Raw genomic sequence first — 20,172 nt, 5'->3', positions numbered from 1 at the left:
TACGGGGGCGGCGGGGGTGCGTTGTCGAAGCAGGGGACGCCGAGGCTGCGCAGGCGCGTTGCCCGAGAAGCGGGGGCGCGGGGGCGCGTTGCCCGAGAACCAGGGGCGCGGGGGCGGCTTCGGTCGGCACGGATGTGGGCCCCGCGGGGTGCGGGCGGGTCGTGGCGGGGCCCTGCCCCTCCGGCCCGGCCGTGTCAGCCGGCCGGTGGGCGGTGGGCCTGGTCGGCGGCGGCGCGTTCCACCTCGGCCTCGATGTCGGCGCGCGGCCGGCCGGTCTCCTTCGCGTACTCGCTCAGCGCGGCCTGCACGTCCCGGGCGAGGTCGCGCCAGGCGCGCAGCGCGGTCTCGTAGGTGCCCGACTGGGCGCCGGTCATGCCCCGCTCGGCCGGCGGTCCGTAGGTCTCCCGCAGGTCCTCGACCGTGGCGTGGGCCGCGTCGGCCGCCCGCTGTTTCTGCACCAGTTCATCGAAGGTGTGTGCCACCCCATCGAATCTAGGCGGGGTCCGGTCGGCGCGCCTGTCGAACCCGCGGCCACGGTCCCGCCCGACCACTCGAAAGCCGCCGAACACAACTTGACTCGTGCGTTCCTCACGGTGTTCTCGTGACAGACGTGACTGTCCGCGACCGGTCGGCTCCTGCGAGTGTCTAGCCGTCACCCAGGAGAGGGGCGGAGCAGTCGCATGGACAAGCGGTACGAGGTGTACGCGCTGACCGACGGGCACTTCTACGACACGCCCGACCGGCTCTCGGCGGCCGACGGCACGGCCGCGCCGCTGTTCCCGACGGCGCGCCGCACCGTCCCCGACGGCTGGCGCGCCGCGCGCAGCGGTGACTGGCTGACGCTGACCCCGCTCGGCGCCGACGGCACGCCGCCGCCCGCACCGGCCCAGGGCTGGAAGATCCACTCCTCGGCCACCGCGGAGAACGCGGAGAAGATCGCCGGCATCGTGTGGGACTACTGCGTGCCGCGCCGCATCCCCTTCAAGTTCGTGCCCGGCCCGCATCTGCTGCATCTGCGCAACGCCAAGTACGCGGGCCGCGACACCAGCGGCAAGTTCGTCACCGTCTACCCGGACGGCGAGGAGCAACTCCAGCGGGTGCTGGAGGAGTTGGGCGTCCTGCTGGAAGGGTTCCAGGGGCCGTACATCCTCACCGACCTGCGCTGGGGCGAGGGCCCGCTGTACGTCCGCTACGGCGCCTTCGCGCGCCGGTACGTGGTGGACGAGCGCGGCACGCTGGTCCTGGCGGTCGAGGACGGCACGGGTCGTCTGGTGCCGGACCGGCGGGCGCCGTCCTTCCAGGTGCCGGAGTGGGTGACGCTGCCGGAGTTCCTGCGCCCGCACCTCGCGGCACGCAACACCACGACGGTGGGCGAGCTGCCGTACCGCATCGAGAAGGCGCTGCACTTCTCCAACGGCGGTGGGGTGTACGCCGGTACGGACACCCGCGACGGACGCCGGGTGGTGCTGAAGGAGGCCCGGCCGCACGCGGGGCTGGCCGCCGACGGCGCGGACGCGGTGGCCCGGCTGGAGCGGGAGAAGGCGGCGCTGGAGCGGGTCGCCGGGACCGGGGTGGTGCCCGAGGTACGGGACTGGTTCACCCTCGGCGACCACCGGTTCCTGGTCATGGACTTCCTGGACGGGCGCCCCCTCAACTCCTTCTTCGCCGAACGGCATCCGCTGCTCACCGCCGACCCCGACCCGGCGAAGGTGGCCGCGTACACGGCGTGGGCGCTGCGCATCCACGCGGCGGTGGAGCGGGCGGTGGCGGCGGTGCACGCGCGCGGACTGGTCTTCAACGACCTGCACGTCTTCAACATCATGGTGGCGCCGGACGAGGAGTCGGTGTTCCTCATCGACTTCGAGGCCGCCGCCCCGGCCACGGACAACGCCCGGCAGACGGTGGCCAATCCGGGGTTCTTCGCGCCGCCGGACCGCCGTGGCACGGACGTCGACCGCTACGCGCTCGCCTGTCTGCGGCTCGCCCTCTTCCTGCCGGTGACCACGCTGTTCGTGGTGGACCGGGGCAAGGCGGCGCACCTGGCGGAGGTGATCGCCGGGGAGTTCCCGGACGTGCCGCGCGCCTTCCTTGACGAGGCGGTCGCCGAGATCACCCGGGCCCCCGGGGAACGCGCGGCGCGGCGCAGCCGGCCCGCGCCGCCGGTGGTGCCGGGCGACTGGCCCTACAGCAGGGACTCGATGGTGAAGGCGGTGCTCGCCTCCGCCACGCCCGAGCGCGACGACCGGCTGTTCCCCGGTGACATCGCCCAGTTCTCCGACGGCGGCGGCCTCGGGCTCGCGCACGGCGCGGCCGGGGTGCTGTACGCGCTGCGCGCCGCCGGGGCCGCCCGGTACGAGGAGGGTGAGCGCTGGCTGCTGGACCACACCGCGCCGCCACCGCCCGGCACCCCGCTCGGCCTGTACGACGGGCTCGCGGGCGTGGCCCTCTTCCTCGACGGACTCGGCCACCGGCAAAGGGCATTGGACCTGGTGGAGGGCGTGCTGCGGGAGAACTGGCGCGGCCTGTCCGCCGAGCTGCACGGCGGGCTCGCGGGGCTGGGCCTGGTCCTGGACCACCTCGCGGGCACCACCGGCGAGTCCGCGCTGCGGGCGCATGCCGCGGAGGCCGCCGAGATCCTCGTACGGCGCCTCGCCGAACCGGTGCCGGACACGCCGCGCCGCCGGGCCGGCCTGCTGCGCGGCGCCACCGGACCCGCGCTGTTCCTGCTCCGGTGCTACGAACGGACGGGCGAGGAGCACCTGTTGGTGAGCGCGGCCGAGGCGCTGCGCCGGGACCTGGCCATGTGCGTCCGCCAGGAGGTGACCGGCGGCCTCGAAGTCGACGAGGGCTGGCGGACGCTGCCGTACCTCGGCGACGGCAGCGCCGGGATCGGCATGGTCCTGGACGACCTCCTGGCAGCCAAAGTGCCCGATCCTGACGGCGAGTTCGCACGCGCCCGGGACGGCATCCTCACCTCGGCCACCTCACGCTTCTACGCCCAGCCCGGCCTGTTCCAGGGCCGTGCCGGGATGATCCTGCACCTCGCCCGCAGCGGCGCTCCGGGGGCCACCCCCCAGCGGCTGACGCGGCAGATCGAGGCGCTGGGCTGGTCCGCCATGAGCTATCAGGGCCAACTGGCCTTCCCCGGGCACCAGATGATGCGCCTGTCCATGGACCTCGCCACCGGGACCGCGGGCTGTCTGCTCGCCCTCTCGTCGGCCCTGGACGGCGGGCGCACCGCGCACCTGCCCTTCCTCCCGCCGCCACCGGCGGCCCCGATACGCGGCTCCGCACCGACGGAGTCGTGACACATCCCCGTCCCCGAATCAAGGGAAAGGACAACGATCATGGCACTTCTCGATCTGCAGGCCCTGGAGTCCGACGAGCACAACGGCGGCGGCGGCGCCAGCACGCTGAGCCTGCTCTCCTGTGTCTCCGCGGTGAGCACGCTGCTCTGCCTCTGACCGGGCGGTGAACGGCTCCGGGCGACCCGTGAGGGGCGCCCGGAGCCTTCGCGCGCCATTCCGGCCCGATCCGAGTGAGGCGGCAGCAGATGACCACCTTCGACAAGACTCCCGGCCGTCTGCCGCACGCGGTGCTGCGGCACAGTGGTGCCCGCGCCGCCGCGCTGTGCGCGGCGAACACGGCGGCGACGGCCGCCGGCCTGCTGCTGCCGGCCGCGCTCGGCCACACCCTGGACCTGCTGCTCGCGCACGCCCCGGCCGCCCGCTGGCTGGTGTGCTGTGCGGCCCTGGTCCTGCTGGCCGCCGTGCTGGAGGCGGCCACGGAAGTGCTGGGCGGCACGCTCGGCGCACGGTCCACGGCCTGGCTGCGCCGCCGGGTGACGGAACACGTGCTGGCCCTGGGGCCGCGCGCCACCGGCCGGTTCGGCGCCGGTGACCTGGTGGCACGGCTGGTCGGCGGGACCGCGCAGGCCGGAACGGCGCCGGGCGCGCTCGCCGCGCTGCTCGCCGCGCTCGCGGGGCCCGTCGGGGGCGTGGTGGCGCTCTGGCTCATCGATCCGTGGCTCGCGGCGGTGCTGCTGGCCGGCGCCCCGGTGCTGGCCCTGCTGCTGCGCGCCTTCGCCCGGGACACCTCGGCCTGCGCCGCCGACTACCAGCGGGTGCAGGGCACCATCGCGACCGGACTCGCGGAGGCGGTCGGCGGGCACCGCACGATCCGCGCCGCGGGCGCCGGGGACCGCGAGGCCGCGCGTGTCCTCGCCCCGCTGCCCCGGCTCTCCGCCTCGGGGCACCGGATGTGGCGGGTGCAGGGGCGGGCGGCCGCCCAGGCGGTCACCGTGGCACCGCTGCTGAACCTGGGGGTGCTGGCGGTGGCCGGCATACGTTTGTCCCAACACCACGTGTCGGTAGGTGAGTTGCTGGCCGCCTCCCGGTACGCGGTGCTCGCCACGGGCGTCGGCGTCCTGGTCGGCCAGCTGGCCGCGCTCGGCCGGGCGCGTGCCGCGACCGCGCGGCTCGCCGAGGTGCTGGCCGAGGCCGCACCGGCGCACGGCACCGGGGGCCTGCCGCCGGGGCCCGGCCGTCTGGAACTGCGGGGCGTGCGGGCCGAACGCGGTGGGCGCACCGTGCTGGACGGGGTGGACCTGGTCGTGCCGGGCGGCACGGCGCTGGCCGTGGTCGGCCGCTCCGGCGCCGGGAAGTCCCTGCTGGCGGAGGTGGCCGGGCGGCTCACCGACCCGGACGCGGGCGAGGTGCGCCTCGACGGCGTGCCGCTGCGCGACCTCCGCCACGCCGAGCTGCGCGGCGCGGTCGGCTACGCCTTCGAGCGGCCCGCGCTGCTGGGTACGACGGTCGAGGACACCCTGGGCTTCGGCCTCGCCGCCCCCTCGCCCGCCGCCGTCCGCGCGGCCGCCCGCCGGGCCTGCGCGGACGACTTCGTGCGCCGGCTGCCGCACGGCTACGCGACCCGCCTCTTCGACGCCCCGCGCTCCGGCGGGGAGTCCCAACGGCTGGGCCTCGCACGGGCGTTCGCGCACGGCGGCCGTCTGCTGATCCTCGACGACGCCCTCTCCAGCCTGGACACCATCACCGAACGCCACATCACCCGCTCCCTCCTGGCCCCCGGCCCGGGCCCGACCCGGCTGCTGATCGCCCACCGCGCGGCGACGGCGGCGCGCGCGGACACGGTGGCCTGGCTGGACGGGGGGCGGGTGCGGGCGGTGGGGCCGCACCGGGAGCTGTGGCGGCAGGCGGAGTACCGGGCGGTGTTCGAGGCCGGTGAAGAAGCCGGGGAAGAGGCCGAGGACGAGGGGCCCGGGGGCGGGCGGGACCCGCGGGACGGGGCGGAGGCACGGGCATGACGGACGTACCGGAGGGGCGGGCGGTGCGCGTGTCGTGGCGGGTGGCCCTCGCCGCGCGGTGGCCGGCGGTGCTGCGGACCGGGTGGCCGGTTCTCGCCCGGCTGGCCGGCTGGTCGCTGCTGGAGGCCGGGCAGACCTTCCTGCTCGGGTACGCCCTGGCGCGGGCGCTGGACGGCGGGTTCCTGGCCGGGGACACGCGGGCGGGCCTGCTGTGGCTCGGGGCCGCGGGGCTCGCCGTGGTGGCGGGGGCGTACGGCACCGGGCGGGTGTACGGCGCCGTCGCCGCACTGGTCGAACCGGTCCGGGACCGGCTGGTGCGGGGCGTGGTGGCCCGGGGCATCCGGGAGGGCGACGCCGGGGCGCTGTCCGGGCTGACCCAGCAGGTGGAGCTGGCCCGTGACGCCCTCGCCGGCGTGGTGCTGGTCTCCCGCTCGTTCCTGTTCACCTCCGTCGGCGCGCTGATCGGCCTGTGCTCGCTGGATCCGTTGCTGCTGGCGGTGGTGGTGCCGCCACTGCTGGCCGGAACCGCCCTGTTCGCGGTGACGCTGCGCCCGCTGGCCCGCCGCCAGGAGGCTTTCCTCGCCGCCGACGAGGCGCTGGCGGAGGACCTGGGCACGGTGTGCCCGGGGCTGCGGGACGTGACGGCGGCCGGGGCGGAGGCACGGGTCGCCGAGGCCACCGGGAAGCTGATCGGCGCGGAGCGGCGGGCGGCGTACGCGCTGGCCCGCTGGGGGGTGACCAGGGTGGCCGCGCTGGCCGTGGGCGGGCAGCTGCCGGTGGTGCTGCTGCTCGTCACCGCGCCCTGGCTGCTGGGCCACGGCGTCACCCCGGGCGCCCTGGTCGGCGCGCTCGCCTATGTCACCCAGTCCCTGCTGCCCGCCCTCCAGAACCTCGTGCACGGCCTGGGCACCAGCGGCTCCCGCCTGACGGTGATCCTGCGCCGCCTGACGGCACAGGCACAGGCACAGGCACAGGCACAGGCATCCGTGGAGCGGCGGCCGAGTGGCCGACACGCCGAAGACACCGCCGGCCGCCCCCCGCGGCCGGCGCGGCTCCCCGCCCTCTCCCTCACCGCCGTCACCTTCTCCTACGGCCCCGCGAGCACCCCCGTCCTCGACGGCTTCCACCTCGACCTGCCCGCGGGCGGTCACCTCGCCGTGGTGGGCCCCAGCGGCATCGGCAAGTCGACGCTCGCCGCGCTGGTCGCGGGGCTGCTGCGGCCGGACAGGGGCTCGGTGCGGGTGTTCGGGCGGCCCGTCGAGCAGGCGGCCGGGGCGCGGGTGCTGGTGCCGCAGGAGGCGTACGTGCACAGCGGGACCCTCGCCGAGAACCTGGCCCTGTACCGGGAGGGCCCGGTGCCCGAGGCGGAGTTGCTGGCGGCGGCCGAGGCGGTCGGGCTGACGCCCTTGCTGCGGACGCTGGGCGGCCCCGGCGCGCCGGTCGATCCGGCGGCCCTGTCGGCCGGCGAGCGGCAGCTGATCGCGCTGACCAGGGCCTATCTCTCCCCCGCCCCGCTCGCCCTGCTCGATGAGGCGACCTGCCATCTCGACCCGGCGGCCGAGGCGCGGGCCGAACGGGCCTTCGCCAACCGGCCGGGCGGCACGCTGGTCGTCGTGGCGCACCGGATCAGCTCGGCGCGCCGCGCCGACCGGATCCTGGTCATGGACGGGGCCCGTACCGCCTGCGGCGGCCACGAGGAGTTGCTGCGTGCCTGCGCGCTCTACCGGGAGCTGGTCGGCGGCTGGTCAGACCCAGCCCTCGCCCCGGGATATGCGGATGGCGTCGACGCGATTGCGGGCGCCGGTCTTGCGGGTGATCGAGGCCATGTAGTTGCGGACCGTGCCGTGGGACAGATGCAGACTGCCGGCGATCTCGGCGATGGAGGCTCCTCCGGCCGCGAGTGACAGCACGCTCAACTCCCGTCTGGTGAGCGGGATCTGCGCCGCCCTGAGGAAGCCGAAGCCCAGCGAGGCATCGACGAAACGTTCCCTCTCGGCGACCGACCGGATGGCCCGCACCAGCCGGTCCGGTGAGCCCGCCTTGTCCACGAAGCCCAGCGCGCCCGCCTCGGCGGCCCGCTTCAGCAGTCCCGGCCGGCTGGCGTGGGCGAGCACCACCAGCGCGGGGGGCCTGCCGCCGCTGCCGGGCGGACAGAGTTCGGCGAGCGGCGGCACCCCGTTCCCCTCGGCACAGTCGAGGTCGGCCGCGCAGACGTCGGGACATAAGGACCGCACCCGGGCTCCGGCGCCGCGCCACGGCGTGTCCTCCACGTCCAGCCCGGGTTCCCGGCGCAGCCATTCCGCCAGGACCGATCGCACCAGACACGCATCGTGCACCAGCAAAACCCGGATCACTGTCCGCCCCCTCGGCTCGCCGTACTTGTTCGTGGTCGTGAAGATCCTGTGCTCGATTCCGGCTCGTTACGCGCGTGCCCCATTGTTGGCGGCCGTCAGCCCTCGCGGGCGCGGAGAACCGGCCATCGAGTTGCGCGGGGGCGCATATGAAGCGCTTGTACGCCGTGACGCGCAACCGTTGGGGTGGCATGAGGCAGACCGACCGGGGTACCCGATCGCGTTCCGATCGAACACCCTATGGAATCGTTCAGTAACAGTCAGTATTGGTCGCATACCGGAACCGCTGCTTCAGCGAATCTGCACATTGAATGCTCAACGAAGGCACCGCGGTCAGCGGTTCTGCACATCCGCGCGCCCCTGAACCGTCCGAAACGCGCGACATGCCCGACGCACGGCACCGGGGCAAGGCTGTGTCCGCGACGATGCCGTGCGGCATGTGAAAAAGTCGCCGACAAGCCGTGTCCACGCCTGCACGGATGAACCCCGTTATGGATCAAGTTCCCAGGTGAGAGCCCTGGTTGATTGGAAGCGCGCGCCGCGTGCGTGCTTTGATCCATCGCACCGCGGGGGCCGACGGGCCCCGGCGACGGCGCCCGCCGCCCGCGGCCGCGGCACTCCCTCTGTATCCAGCAGAGCGCCGCTTCCCCCCTTGTGAATATCCATATGAAGGGAAGTTCCATCATGAACTCCACCCCCCAGGTCCAGACCGCCGAGATCGCCGACGCCGAGCTGGACGCCGTCTCCGGCGGTCTCCAGGTGAACGCCCTCAACACCGTGACCGGTGCCGTCAACGGCATCGCCCCGGTTTCCGAGCTGGCCGGCACGGCCATCGGCACCGTCGAGGGTGTCACCGGCCTGAACGTGGCCCCGGTCACCAACCTGGTCGCCGGTCTCTGATCGCACCTCGCACCACCCGAGTGTCCCGGAGCCGTCCCCCGGCTCCGGGGCTCTCGGATGCCCTGGCACACCCGCGTCCGTCCTTCAGGTGAGGGAAGTTCCGTGCAGTTCCGCCAACAGGCCCTCGCCAAGCTCCAGTCGCCCCAGGAGCTGGACCTCCCGGTGCGGCTCGCCCGCCCGCAGGGCTGGCTGGCGCTCGGCGTCACCGTCGTCGTCATGGCCGCGGCCTCCGTGTGGGCGGTGACCGGTTCCGTCGCCTCCACGGTGAGCGCACCGGCCATTCTCACCCACGGGCAGGGCAGTTACGTGCTCCAGAGCCCCGTGGCCGGTCAGGTGACGGCCGTGCTGGCCCGGCAGGGCGAACGCCTGCCCGCGTCCGCGCCCGTGCTCAAGGTCCGCACCCCGCGCGGGGATTCGGTGGTCCGCACGGTCGCCGCGGGCCGCGTCACCACGCTCGCCGCCACCATCGGGCAGATCGTGCAGACCGGCACCGACGTGGCCGCCGTCGAGAAGGTCGGCCACGCGGACGACCCGCTGTACGCGACCGTGTACGTCCCCGCCCAGAACGCCGCCGCCATCCCGGCGCACGCCGCCGTCGACCTCACCGTCTCCTCGGTGCCCGCCCAGCGCTACGGCGTGCTGCGCGGCCAGGTGCGCCAGGTGGACCGCGCCGCGCAGTCCGACCGGTCGATCGCCGCGTTCCTCGGCGACGACCAGCTCGGCCGGCAGTTCACCCGCAGCGGCCGCCCGGTCGCCGTCACCGTACGGCTGACCGAGTCGCGCACCACGAGCGGCTACCGGTGGTCCACCAGCGACGGACCACCGTTCCGGCTGGACTCCATGACCCTCGCCACCGCCTCGATCAGGCTGGCCGACCAGCACCCCGTCGATTGGCTGCTCCCGTGACGCCCACCCCGCAGGAAACCCGTGGCCGCAGACGCGCGGCCCCCGCCCGGCGTCCGGCCCCCAAGCCCCGTACCGGCGGCGTCCGCACCCCGACGGTGCTCCAGATGGAGGCCGTCGAGTGCGGTGCCGCCTCCCTCGCGATGGTCCTCGGCCACTACGGACGACACGTCCCGCTGGAGGAGCTGCGCATCGCCTGCGGTGTCTCCCGGGACGGCTCGCGCGCCAGCAACCTGCTGAAGGCGGCCCGCAGTTACGGCCTGACCGCCAAGGGCATGCAGATGGACCTGGCCGCCCTCGCCGAGGTGCGCGCCCCGGCCATCCTGTTCTGGGAGTTCAACCACTACGTCGTCTACGACGGCATGGGCCGCCGACTCGGCCGGCGCGGCATCCACATCAACGACCCGGCCAAGGGCCGCCGTTTCGTGCCCCTGGAGGAGTTCGACGGCAGCTTCACCGGTGTCGTCCTGGTGCTGGAGCCCGGCGAGGACTTCACCCGCGGCGGACGCCGGCCGGGAGTGCTCGGCGCCATGCCCGCCCGGCTGCGCGGCACCGCCGGCACCCTGCCCGCCGCGGTGCTGGCCAGCCTGCTCCTCGTCGCGGTCGGGGCGGCCGTACCGGCGCTCAGCCGCACGTACATCGACATGTTCCTGATCGGCGGACAGACCTCGCTGCTGGGCGTGCTGTTCGCCGCCATGGCCGCCTGTGTGCTGCTCACACTGGTGCTGACCTGGCTCCAGCAGGCCAATCTGCTGCACGGCCGGATCATCTCCTCGACCCTGACCAGCGCCCGCTTCCTGCGCCATCTGCTGCGGCTGCCGGTGACGTTCTTCGCCCAGCGCTCCCCGGCCGACCTGGTGCAGCGGCTCCAGTCCAACGACCAGGTGGCGGAGACGCTGGCCCGCGACCTCGCGGCGGCCGGCGTGGACGCGGTCGTGGTGGTGCTGTACGCGGTGCTGCTCTACACCTACGACCCCCAGCTGACGTTCCTCGGCATCGGCGTCGCCCTGCTGAACATCGTCGCCATGCGGCTGGTCGTACGGCTGCGCGCGACCCGCACCGCCAAGCTGCGCGCCGACACCGCACGGCTGACCAACACCGCCTACACCGGGCTCCAGTTGATCGAGACGATGAAGGCGACCGGCGGCGAGGACGGCTACTTCCGCAAGTGGGCGGGGCAGCACGCCACCACGCTGGAGGAACAGCAGCGGCTCGGGGTACCGAGCGCCTGGCTCGGGGTGGTCGCGCCGACCCTGGCCACGTTCAACAGCGCGCTGATCCTGTGGATCGGCGGTCTGCGCGCGGTCGAGGGACACATCTCGGTGGGCCTGCTGGTGGCCTTCCAGGCGCTGGTCACCCGCTTCACCGCGCCGCTGACCCGGCTCAACTCGGTCGCGGGCCGCATCCAGGACTTCGCGGCCGACGTGGCCCGGCTCAAGGACGTGGAGAACTTCCAGGCCGACCCGCTCTACGGCCGGCCCGGCACGGGCGAGTCCACGCGCCGGCTGCACGGCCATGTCGAGCTGGAGAACGTCACCTTCGGCTACAGCCCCCTGGACAAGCCGCTGCTGACCGGCTTCGACCTGACCGTGGGCCCCGGGCAGCAGGTGGCCCTGGTCGGCGGCTCGGGCAGCGGCAAGTCCACGGTGTCCCGGCTCATTTCGGGCCTGTACGCCCCCTGGGACGGGGTGATCCGCATCGACGGCCGGCGCCTGGAGGACATCCCGCGCGGCGCGCTCGCCGCCTCCGTCTCCTTCGTGGACCAGGAGGTGTTCCTCTTCGAGGGCTCGGTCCGCGACAACGTCGCCCTGTGGGACCCGTCGATCCCCGACGAGGCGGTGGTCGAGGCGCTGAAGGACGCGGCTCTCTACGACGTGGTGGCGCGCCGCCCCGGCGGCATCCACGGCAAGGTCGAGCAGGACGGCCGCAACTTCTCCGGCGGACAGCGCCAACGCCTGGAGATCGCACGCGCGTTGGTGCGCCGGCCGAGCATCCTCGTCCTCGACGAGGTGACCAGCGCGCTGGACGCGGAGACCGAGCTGGTGGTGATGGACAACCTGCGCCGCCGCGGCTGCGCCTGCGTGGTGATCGCGCACCGGCTGAGCACGGTCCGCGACAGCGACGAGATCGTGGTGCTCCAGCACGGCACGGTGGTCGAGCGCGGACGGCACGAGGAGCTGGTGGCGCGCGGCGGCGCGTACGCGGCGCTGGTCAGGGAGCGGTGAGATGACGACGGTTCAGGAGGGGTACGACGGCGATCTGGTGCTCGGCGCGCTGGGCGCGCTCGGCACCCGGGTGGACTGCGCCGGGCTCACCCGCCTCGATCTGGAGGGCCCGCAGGTGCTGTGGCTGGTGGCGGCCGGCGCGCTGGACCTGTTCGCGGTGGACGCCGCCGAGCAGGGCCACTGGCACCATCTGGGCCGCCTGGAGGCGGGCGCCCTGCTGCTCGGGCCGGTCGCGGGCCCCCGGCACACCCTGGTGGCCCGCCCGGTGCGCGACTGCGTGCTGCACCGCGTGGGCCTGCGCGAGCTGTACCAGCCGGCGGGCACCGAGACCTGGTCGTACGACGAGTACGGCGCTCCGCAGTACGTGCCGCCCGCTTCCAGCCCGCTGGAGTACGCCCTCGCGCTCGGCGTCGGCCGCGGCCTGTCCGTCCTCTTCCAGGCGCCGCTCGCCGAGGACCGCTCCCAAGCGCCCACGGACGACGACGTGTTCTGGATGCAGGTGCCGCCCGGCAGCGTCCAGTACGGCTCTCTGTACGGCGCGGAGGCCGCCGCCGATCTGCTGATGGACCCGGCGCTGTGGCAGTCGCTGGTCGACCAGCAGTACCGGCTGCTGACCGCGCTCGACCGCTGGATCGAACAGCTGGAGCGCAGCCACGAGACCCGGACGGCCGCCGGGATCAGGGCCGGCGAGGCGGCCGGCGCCCAGGCCGACCGGACGCTGCTGGCCTCCATCGGCCGGCGCTCGGGCCGCCGCACCACGGCCGCCGACGCCGACGCGACCTACGCGGCCTGCGCGTTGGTCGCCGAGGCGGCCGGGATCCGGCTGGCCGACCCGGCGCGGGGCGGCGCCGAGAGCGAACGCCTCGATCCGGTGGAGCGGGTGGCTCTGGCCTCCGGGGTGCGCACCCGGGCGGTACGGCTCCAGGGCCGCTGGTGGCGGGAGAACGTGGGCCCGCTGGTGGGACAGCGGGCGCTGTCCGGGGCGCCGGTCGCCCTGCTGTGGCGGCGCGGCGGATACGCGGCCGTGCATCCCGGCACCGGCCGGGAGACCCCCGTCGGGAAGGCGAACGCGCAGGAGTTCGAGCCCCGCGCGGTGATGTTCTACCGGCCGCTGCCGGACAAGCCGCTGTCGCTTTTCGGCCTGCTCCGGTTCACCCTGCGCGGCGCCCGCGGTGATCTGCTGGCCCTGCTGCTCGCCGGGCTGGTGACGGTGGCGATCGGCGCGCTGGTGCCCGTCGCGACCGGCAAGGTGCTCGGCGAGTACGTGCCGAGGGCGCAGGAGGGCCTGATCGTCCAGGTGTGCCTGGCGGTGATGGTGAGCGGGGTGGTGTCGGCGGCGTTCACGCTGCTGGAGAACCTGTCCATCCTGCGGCTGGAGGGGCGGATCGAGGCGGCGTTGCAGCCGGCCGTCTGGGACCGGCTGCTGCGGCTGCCGACCCGGTTCTTCACCCGGCGCTCGACGGGCGAGCTGGCCAGTGCCGCCATGGGGATCAGCGCGATGCGCCGGATGCTGGCGGGCGTCGGCCCGGTGGTCGCGCAGTCCGTGACGGTCGGCGTGATGAACCTCGGGCTGCTGCTGTGGTACAGCGTGCCGATGGCGCTCGCGGCGATCGGCATGCTGGTGGTGATCGCGGCCGTGTTCCTGGGGCTCGGGCTGTGGCAGGTGCGCTGGCAGCGGCGTCTGGTGGTGCTCGGCAACCGGCTGAACAACCAGGCGTTCCAGACCCTGCGCGGGCTGCCCAAGCTGCGGGTGGCGGCCGCCGAGAACTACGCGTACGCCGCCTGGGCGCGGGAGTTCGCGCGCGGCCGGGAGCTTCAGCAGAAGGCGGGGCGGATCAAGAACCTCACCACGGTGCTCGGCGCGGTCTATCTGCCGGTGTGCTCGCTGCTGATGTTCATGCTGCTGGCGGGTCCGGCGAAGGGCACGCTGTCGGCGGCCGACTTCCTCACCTTCAACACCTCGGTGACGATGGTGCTCACCTCGGTCACCCAGCTGACCGGCTCGCTGGTGTCGGCGGTGGCGGCACTGCCGCTGTTCGAGGAGATCCGGCCGGTGCTGGACGCTGCCCCGGAGGTCCCGGCGACGAGCACCCGGCCGGGCCCGCTCTCGGGTGCCCTGGAGGCCCGCCGGCTGTCGTTCCGCTACTCCGACGACGGCCCGCTCGTCCTGGACGACGTCTCGTTCGCGGTGCGGCCGGGCGAGTTCGTCGCGGTCGTCGGCCCGAGCGGCTGCGGCAAGTCCACCCTGCTGCGGCTGCTGATCGGCTTCGACCGGCCGGTCTCCGGCAGCGTCCTGTACGACGGCCAGGACCTCGCGGCGCTGGACCAGTCGGCAGTGCGCCGACAGTGCGGGGTGGTGCTCCAGCACGCCCAGCCGTTCACCGGCTCCCTCCTGGACGTCATCTGCGGCACCGAGCCGTACACCCCCGAGGAGGCGATGGCGGCGGCCGAGATGGCGGGGCTCGCGGAGGACATCAAGCGGATGCCGATGGGGCTGCACACCATCGTCTCCGGCAGCGGCTCGGTCTCCGGCGGCCAGCGCCAGCGCCTGATGATCGCCCAGGCCCTGATCCGCCGTCCCCGCATCCTCTTCTTCGACGAGGCGACCAGCGCCCTGGACAACGACACGCAGCGCATCGTCATCGACAGCACCCGCAAGCTGAACGCCACCCGGATCGTGATCGCCCACCGCCTGTCCACGGTGCTGGACGCGGACCGGGTGCTGGTGATGGAGGCCGGGAAGGTGGTCCAGCAGGGCAGTCCCGCGGAGCTGCTGGCGGACACGACGGGGCGCCTGCACGAACTGGTGCGGCGGCAGCTGGCGTAGCCCGGCGTCCGGCCGCTAGCGCGGCCGCTCCTCCTCGTCCCCGTCGTGGTGGACCGGCATCCAGTGGTGCTCGCAGAACCAGCGGCCGAAGAGGGCGCCGCCGTAGATGACGAAGCCGACGCCGATCAGCCAGGACTCGATGACGAGCACGGTGCCGACCGCGCCGTAGCTCAGGGCGTTGGTGACGATCAGGGGAGTGAAGACGAGGTAGGAGAAGGCCCGCAGACCGGCGAGGCCGACGACCGTGGCCAGCGCGCCCGGCAGCAGCTGCCGCAACCGGACCTGGCGGCCCAGCAGGAACCACTGCCCCCACCAGAAGAACAGCACACCGCTCACCCCGGACAGCAGGATCCGCTGCCCCCCGTGCAGCGCCGACTTGGTCGCCACCTCCTGGTAGAGGTAGGCCGTCAGCACGATCAGCCAGGTGGCCTGCCGCCACACCCGGTGCCAGGGGCCGGCGGCGAGCCCCCAGATACGCTCGTAGGCGTTCTGCACACTGCCGCCGAAGGACACGCCGAAGACGGCGAGCAGGACCGCGCTCCACGCGCTGGTGGTGCCGATGACGTTGTGCGGCGGGCTGATGACGTCGGTGACCACCCGCGCGGACGGGCCGGACAGCCCCATGCCGTCGGTCAGCCAGGAGGCGAACCCGCCGCGCACCAGCGGGTCCGCGGCGGCGACCACGATCAGCAGCGGCGCCAGCGTCACCAGCGCCAGCGTGGCGAAGCCCATGGCCCGGTGCATCAGCTCCAGCTCCCGGCCGTGCTGGAACAGGGCCTGGACGCGCAGCCACTGCCAAGCGCGGTGCAGGCCGCGCCGCCACCGCCTCACGGCACCTCCCGTGCTCGCCACCGCACGCGCGCGCCCGCCGGTGCCCGCGGCGCCCCGCCCGGGTCCGACATGAACGCGCACCTCCGCTTCACTCTGGCACGCTCCGGGCGCCGCGCCACCGAGGAGGCGGCCACTCGGGTCGGCCGGCTCGGTCCCCGCCCCCGCTGCCGGGCGATCCCACCCGCGTGCCCGGACACGACACGGCCCGGTTGGCCGGTTTGCCCGGCGCAGGCCCGGAGAATCGGACCCCGTGTGTGCTTCTGCCGAGGTGCCCCACGGGGAATGGTCCGCGCCCGCCCGCCGGCGCCGGACACTGATCGTCAGCGCGAGCATGGGGGCCGGTCACGACACGGTCGCCGCCGAGCTGGCCCGGCGTGCCGAGCGCTACGGCCACGAGCCGTACGTCGTCGACGTCCTGACGCTGCTGCCGGCCGGCCTCGGGACCGGTCTGCGCGCCTGGTACCAGGCCGTCGTCCGGCACGCCCCCTGGGTGTACGCCGGCGTCTACGGCGCGTTCCTGCGCGGTGGTCCCGGCCGCCGCCCCAGCGGGGTGCCGCTGGCCCGGCTCGCCGGGGACCGGTTGCTCGGGCTCGTGGACCGGCTGGACGCCGACGCGGTGGTGTCCGTCTTCCATCTGGCCGCCCAGCTGACCGGCCACCTCAGGGCGCGGGGGCGGCTGCGGGTGCCGAGCGCGGTCTGTCTCGTCGACTTCGCCGTGCACCGGCAGTGGCTGCACCCGGGCAACGACCGCTATCTGTGTCTGACGGAGACGGCGGCCCGCGAGGTGCGGCGGAGCGTGGACACGGCGGCGGTGGCCACCGGGCCGGTCGTGGCGCCGGAGTTCCTGGCACCGGCGCCGGGTGCCGACCGCTGGCGGGAGCGGTTCGCCCGGCACGCGCCCGGCCGGCCGCCGGTGCTGCTGTCCGCGGGCGCCTGGGGCGCGGCGTCCCGGCCGGACGGCACCGCCGCGCTGCTCGCGGGCGCCGGATATCTGCCGGTGGTGCTGTGCGGCCGTAACCGCCGGCTGCTCGAACGCGTCCGCGGGGTGCCCGGGGTGCTCGCCCTGGACTGGGTCGAGGACATGCCCGGCCTGCTGTCGGCGGCCCACGCTCTGCTGGACAACGCGGCCGGCCAGACCTCCGTGCAGGCGCTCGCCACCGGGCTCCCGGTGATCGGCTACCGGCCGCTGCCCGGCCACGGCCTGGAGGGGGTACGGCGGATGGCCGAACTCGGCCTGACGGAATACGCCCCCGACCCGGTCGCCCTGCTGAAGTCCCTGACCCGCCTGCCCGCCTCCGCCCCGGCCCGCGCCGGCCGCGCCCGCGCCCTCTTCCGGGCCGACCCCATGGCGGAAGTGGCCGAACTCGCCGACCCCACCGCCTGATCCGCCGCCCGCCCGTCACCGGCTGCCGGCCGGCCCCGGCCGCCCGTCCCTCTCACATCCCCCTCGCGCTCCCCCTACTCGTGCTCCCGCAGCGTCCCCACCGTCAGCCCCGCCTCCCGGCAGTCCCGGACGATCGCCGGGAGCGCGGCCAGCGCGGAGCGCCAGCAGCCGGGGGTGGCGAGCCGGTCGGAGTCGTGGAGCAGGATCGTGCCGCCGCCGCGCAGGTCGGCGGAGATCAGCGCGCGCACCGACTCCGGTGTGGCGTCCGCGCGCCAGTCCTTGCCCCAGGCGGACCACAGCACCGGCCGCAGCCCGGCCCGCCGCGCGGCCAGCCAGCGGGCGGAGGTGAGGATGCCGTAGGGCGGCCGGTACCACCGGGGCCGCCGGCCGGTGATGTCCCGCACCGCGTGGGCGGTTCGGACGAGGCCCGTGGTCTCGCGGCCGACGGCCGGGAGCCAGGGCCGGTCGTGGGTCCAGCCGTGCACCGCGACCTCGTGCCCGCGCCGGGCGGTCTCGGCGACCAGGGCGGGATGGCGCGCGGCGTGCTCGCCGAGCACGAAGAAGGTGGCGCGTGCGCCGAGTTCGTCCAGGAGGTCCAGGAAACGTGGGGTGGCGACCGGGTCGGGCCCGTCGTCGAAGGTCAGGGCGACATGGTGGCGCGGTCCGGCGCCGGCGAGCCGGGGGAAGAACGGCAGCCGCACGCCCGGCAGCCAGGTGGCGGCCGGGCCGATGTGGGCCCCGGCAAGCCCGATGGGCAGCAGTACGGCCGCCGTACGAAGGGCGCGGGATGACATGGTGACCTTCCTTGAGGGGGTTGCGCGTTCAGTTGTGGCGCATCGGGAGGTGGGTGTCCGGCGGGTGGCCCTCCGAGGGGGTGTCCCAGCCCCGGCCGACCGAGGGGGCGTTCGCGAGCCCGATGCTGCCCGCGCCGATCAGCACGATGCCGATGGCCTCGGGGACCATCCGCGGCCCGAGCTGGACGGACTCCTCGAACAGGGCCCAGCCGAGCGCGACGCTGGTGAGCGCGTCGCCGAGGGTGAGCGCGGGCTGGGACGCGGCCAGCGAGCCGGCGCCCAGCGCGCTCTGCAGGAGCAGGAAGGCGACGAGCCCGACGGCGGCGGTGGCGTACGGCGACCAGTGGGCGAACATCGCGCCGGGCCCGAGCCGCAGCCGTCCGACGGTCTCCTTGAGCAGCGCGGCGGTGGTCGCGAAGGACACGGCGGACGCGAGGCCCAGCAGCGCCGCGCGGGCCGCGCCCCGTACCGTGCGCGCGACCAGCACCAGCAGCACCACGACACAGCAGGCCACTCCCCCGGCCATCAGCCAGGCGCGGGAGGTCGCGTCGGTGCGGCCCGGCACCGGCGCGGCCGAGAGCAGGAACACCGCCAGCCCCACGGCGAGCGCGACGAACGCCAGCCAGGTGCGGCGGTCCGGGCGGCGCCGGAACACCAGGCCGCCCACGATCAGCGTGAACAGCAGCTCCGTGGCGAGCAGCGGCTGCACCAGGGACAGGCTGCCCACGGCCAGTGCCCAGGCCTGGAGCAGGGCGGACAGCATCAGCAGGGCGACGCCGCCCAGCCAGTCGGGGCGGTGCAGCAGCCGCCGCAGCCCGCGCAGGAACGCCCCGGTCCCGGCGGGTGCCTCCGGGGTGTCGGCGGCGGCGGCCCGGCGCTGGAGCACCGAGGAGGCGGCGTTCGCCAGGGCCGCGCACAGCGCGAGGACGACCGGCAGCGCGAGCACGCCGTTCACCCGAATTGGGCGGCGAGCCGCCGGTAGAGGCCCGGCGCGGCCCCGCGCACCCGGGCGGGCAGCCGCAGCCAGCCGGGGACGTACACCTCGTCCTTGCCGCGTCGTACGGCGGTGAGCACCGCGTCCGCCACGCGTTCGGGGGGCACCGGCCGCGGCCAGGAGCGCCGGTAGGGGGCGCCGCGCCGGTCGAAGAAGGGGGTGTCGACCACTCCGGGGACCACGTGGGTGACGCCGACGCCGGTGCCGCGCAGTTCGTAGCGCAGGGCGTCGGCGAACGTGGCGACGGCGGCCTTGACCGCGGAGTACACGGCCTCGCCGCGCACGCCCACGCTGCCCGCGACGGAGCCGAGCAGCACGACGCGCCCGGAGCCGGCGGCGACCATGTGCGGCAGCAGACCGCGCACCAGGTGCAGGGTGGCCAGCAGATCGGTGCCGACCAGTTCCTCGATGCGGGCGCGGGGCATGCCGGTGAAGTCGCCCGCCCAGCCGACGCCGGCGCCCGCCACGACGAGGTCCACCCGGCCCAGGTGGTCCAGGGCGGCCTCGGCCACCCGGCGGTCGGCGCCGGGCCGGGTGAGGTCCGCGGCGACGGCCAGGGCCGAGATCTCGGCGGCCACATGCTCCAGGCGGGTGAGGTCGCGGCCGTTGAGCACCAGCCGCCAGCCGCCCTCGGCGGCCAGCCGGCGGGCCACGGCCGCGCCGATGCCGGAGGAGGCGCCGGTGACCAGCGCCGTGCCACGGCAGGCCGGCGCGGCACCCGGGCCGGCCTCCGTCACCGGCCGCGTGCGGTTCGACGGTCCTGCGGGGGACGGTGCATGGGACATGGTGGCGACCTCACTGCGACGGCGTACACGTCTCGCGAACTCCAGGGCCGAACCCTCGCGGTGTATCCAGGGCGCCACACCCTGACACAACGCGCATGTGGAGATGGCGCGGACGGGGGCGGGTCAGGGCCGGTCCAGGCCGGGTACCGGGGCGCCCGAGGGGACGCCCGCGGCGAGGTACCCCTCGTAGTACGCCCTCCAGAGCGGGGTGGGGCCGGCGGGCGGTCCCGCGGGGTGTTCGCCGCGCGCCAGGGCGTCGAGGGCGGCCAGGCACACCTCCCAGCCGGCGCCGTTGCGGGCGGCGGCCTCGGGGGTGTCGAGGACGTCGGTGAACGTCAGCCGGGTGCGGTCGGTGCCCGCCGGGTCCAGGGCGAAGCGGAGTTCGTCGCCGCCCCACGCGAAGGAGAGCCGCCGAGGCGGGTCGACGGCGAGCACGCGGCCGGGGGGCAGGCCGGGGTCGTCGCCGAAGCGGACGGTGCCGCCGGGGCGCAGCTCCGGTTCCGCGCGGCAGGGGAACCACCGGGCGAGTTCGCCGGGGTCGGTCACGAAGTGCCAGACACGTTCGGCGGGGTGGTCGTAGGCGCGGCTGAAGCGGACGGCGGGGCGGCCGTCGTCGAGGGTGAGGTAGCTGCCGGTGAGGTCGACGGCCATGGCACCTCGCTATTCCGGGGGCGGGGGTTCCGGAGTTGTTCCCCGTCTGCCGGGAAACCCCGGCGGGCACCCCCCCGAACGGGCGTGGTCCGGCACACCCACCGGTCACCCGCACGGCCGCGCCGACGCCTCCGTCGGGGCGTGCCGCCGCCGTCCAGGCTTGAGACCGCCGTACCGGGCAACCCGGATGATCAGACGACACCG

Annotated in this window: 15 protein-coding genes and 1 pseudogene; 9 read left to right on the top strand and 7 right to left on the bottom strand. The window is 74.9% G+C overall.

What is annotated here, in order from left to right; genetic code table 11:
- Window positions 1–194: 194 nt before the first annotated feature.
- Window positions 195–482 carry a hypothetical protein gene (locus tag BLW85_RS35060; protein WP_074995347.1) on the bottom strand — a complete coding sequence of 96 codons (288 nt, stop codon included), beginning with the start codon at window positions 480–482 and terminating at the stop codon, window positions 195–197.
- Between the two features lie 198 nt (window positions 483–680).
- Here BLW85_RS35060 and lanKC point away from each other — a divergent pair, with 198 nt between their 5' ends.
- The 4 genes from lanKC to BLW85_RS35040 all read left to right on the top strand — a co-directional run bounded on the left by lanKC (window position 681) and on the right by BLW85_RS35040 (window position 7,227).
- On the top strand, window positions 681–3,308 hold the full coding sequence (lanKC, locus tag BLW85_RS35055; protein ID WP_074995344.1) for a class III lanthionine synthetase LanKC: 2,628 nt from the start codon (window positions 681–683) through the stop codon (window positions 3,306–3,308).
- A 39-nt stretch (window positions 3,309–3,347) separates the two neighbouring features.
- Window positions 3,348–3,464, top strand: coding sequence for a SapB/AmfS family lanthipeptide (locus BLW85_RS35050; protein ID WP_074995342.1), 117 nt, complete (start codon window positions 3,348–3,350; stop codon window positions 3,462–3,464).
- An 89-nt stretch (window positions 3,465–3,553) separates the two neighbouring features.
- Window positions 3,554–5,323 carry an ABC transporter transmembrane domain-containing protein gene (locus BLW85_RS35045; protein WP_074995340.1) on the top strand — a complete coding sequence of 590 codons (1,770 nt, stop codon included), beginning with the start codon at window positions 3,554–3,556 and terminating at the stop codon, window positions 5,321–5,323.
- Window positions 5,320–7,227 (top strand): ATP-binding cassette domain-containing protein, encoded by a 1,908-nt coding sequence (locus tag BLW85_RS35040; RefSeq protein WP_341867958.1) that lies wholly within the window; start codon window positions 5,320–5,322, stop codon window positions 7,225–7,227. Before BLW85_RS35045 ends, BLW85_RS35040 begins: the two co-directional genes overlap by 4 nt.
- On the opposite strand, the pseudogene BLW85_RS40820 reads toward BLW85_RS35040, so the two are convergent.
- A pseudogene (locus tag BLW85_RS40820) lies at window positions 7,153–7,341 on the bottom strand (LuxR C-terminal-related transcriptional regulator); the annotation flags it as partial. The gene BLW85_RS35040 and the pseudogene BLW85_RS40820 overlap by 75 nt on opposite strands.
- A 1,017-nt stretch (window positions 7,342–8,358) precedes the next feature.
- On the opposite strand from BLW85_RS40820, the gene BLW85_RS35030 reads away from it, so the two are divergent.
- From BLW85_RS35030 to BLW85_RS35015, 4 genes are all read left to right on the top strand, one after another.
- Window positions 8,359–8,574, top strand: coding sequence for a hypothetical protein (locus BLW85_RS35030; protein ID WP_070023312.1), 216 nt, complete (start codon window positions 8,359–8,361; stop codon window positions 8,572–8,574).
- Between the two features lie 102 nt (window positions 8,575–8,676).
- Complete coding sequence (locus BLW85_RS35025; protein ID WP_074995337.1) at window positions 8,677–9,480, top strand: HlyD family efflux transporter periplasmic adaptor subunit; 804 nt, start codon at window positions 8,677–8,679, stop codon at window positions 9,478–9,480.
- Complete coding sequence (locus BLW85_RS35020; protein ID WP_070023310.1) at window positions 9,477–11,702, top strand: NHLP family bacteriocin export ABC transporter peptidase/permease/ATPase subunit; 2,226 nt, start codon at window positions 9,477–9,479, stop codon at window positions 11,700–11,702. The genes BLW85_RS35025 and BLW85_RS35020 overlap by 4 nt, the downstream gene beginning before the upstream one ends.
- Window position 11,703: 1 nt before the next feature.
- Window positions 11,704–14,529, top strand: coding sequence for an NHLP bacteriocin export ABC transporter permease/ATPase subunit (locus BLW85_RS35015; protein WP_070023309.1), 2,826 nt, complete (start codon window positions 11,704–11,706; stop codon window positions 14,527–14,529).
- A gap of 15 nt (window positions 14,530–14,544) precedes the next feature.
- Here the strand turns inward: BLW85_RS35015 and BLW85_RS35010 are convergent, their stop codons facing one another.
- On the bottom strand, window positions 14,545–15,360 hold the full coding sequence (locus BLW85_RS35010) for a ribonuclease BN (RefSeq protein ID WP_070023308.1): 816 nt from the start codon (window positions 15,358–15,360) through the stop codon (window positions 14,545–14,547).
- Window positions 15,361–15,691: 331 nt separating this feature from the next.
- Between BLW85_RS35010 and BLW85_RS35005 the strand changes: the two genes are divergently transcribed.
- On the top strand, window positions 15,692–16,744 hold the full coding sequence (locus BLW85_RS35005; RefSeq protein WP_107409235.1) for an MGDG synthase family glycosyltransferase: 1,053 nt from the start codon (window positions 15,692–15,694) through the stop codon (window positions 16,742–16,744).
- A 74-nt stretch (window positions 16,745–16,818) separates the two neighbouring features.
- Here the strand turns inward: BLW85_RS35005 and BLW85_RS35000 are convergent, their stop codons facing one another.
- The 4 genes from BLW85_RS35000 to BLW85_RS34985 all read right to left on the bottom strand — a co-directional run bounded on the left by BLW85_RS35000 (window position 16,819) and on the right by BLW85_RS34985 (window position 19,968).
- Window positions 16,819–17,538: a polysaccharide deacetylase family protein gene (locus BLW85_RS35000; protein ID WP_074995333.1), complete on the bottom strand. Its 720-nt coding sequence runs from the start codon at window positions 17,536–17,538 to the stop codon at window positions 16,819–16,821.
- 28 nt (window positions 17,539–17,566) lie between these two features.
- Complete coding sequence (locus BLW85_RS34995; RefSeq protein ID WP_074995331.1) at window positions 17,567–18,484, bottom strand: DMT family transporter; 918 nt, start codon at window positions 18,482–18,484, stop codon at window positions 17,567–17,569.
- Between the two features lie 5 nt (window positions 18,485–18,489).
- On the bottom strand, window positions 18,490–19,317 hold the full coding sequence (locus BLW85_RS34990) for an SDR family NAD(P)-dependent oxidoreductase (RefSeq protein ID WP_074995330.1): 828 nt from the start codon (window positions 19,315–19,317) through the stop codon (window positions 18,490–18,492).
- A 123-nt stretch (window positions 19,318–19,440) separates the two neighbouring features.
- Window positions 19,441–19,968, bottom strand: coding sequence for an SRPBCC family protein (locus BLW85_RS34985; RefSeq protein WP_074995328.1), 528 nt, complete (start codon window positions 19,966–19,968; stop codon window positions 19,441–19,443).
- Window positions 19,969–20,172: the final 204 nt, after the last annotated feature.

The organism is Streptomyces misionensis (assembly GCF_900104815.1).
Lineage (GTDB): Bacteria > Actinomycetota > Actinomycetes > Streptomycetales > Streptomycetaceae > Streptomyces > Streptomyces misionensis.
Note: the sequence above shows the minus strand (reverse complement) of the source record. Positions and strands in the feature narration are given on the sequence as shown.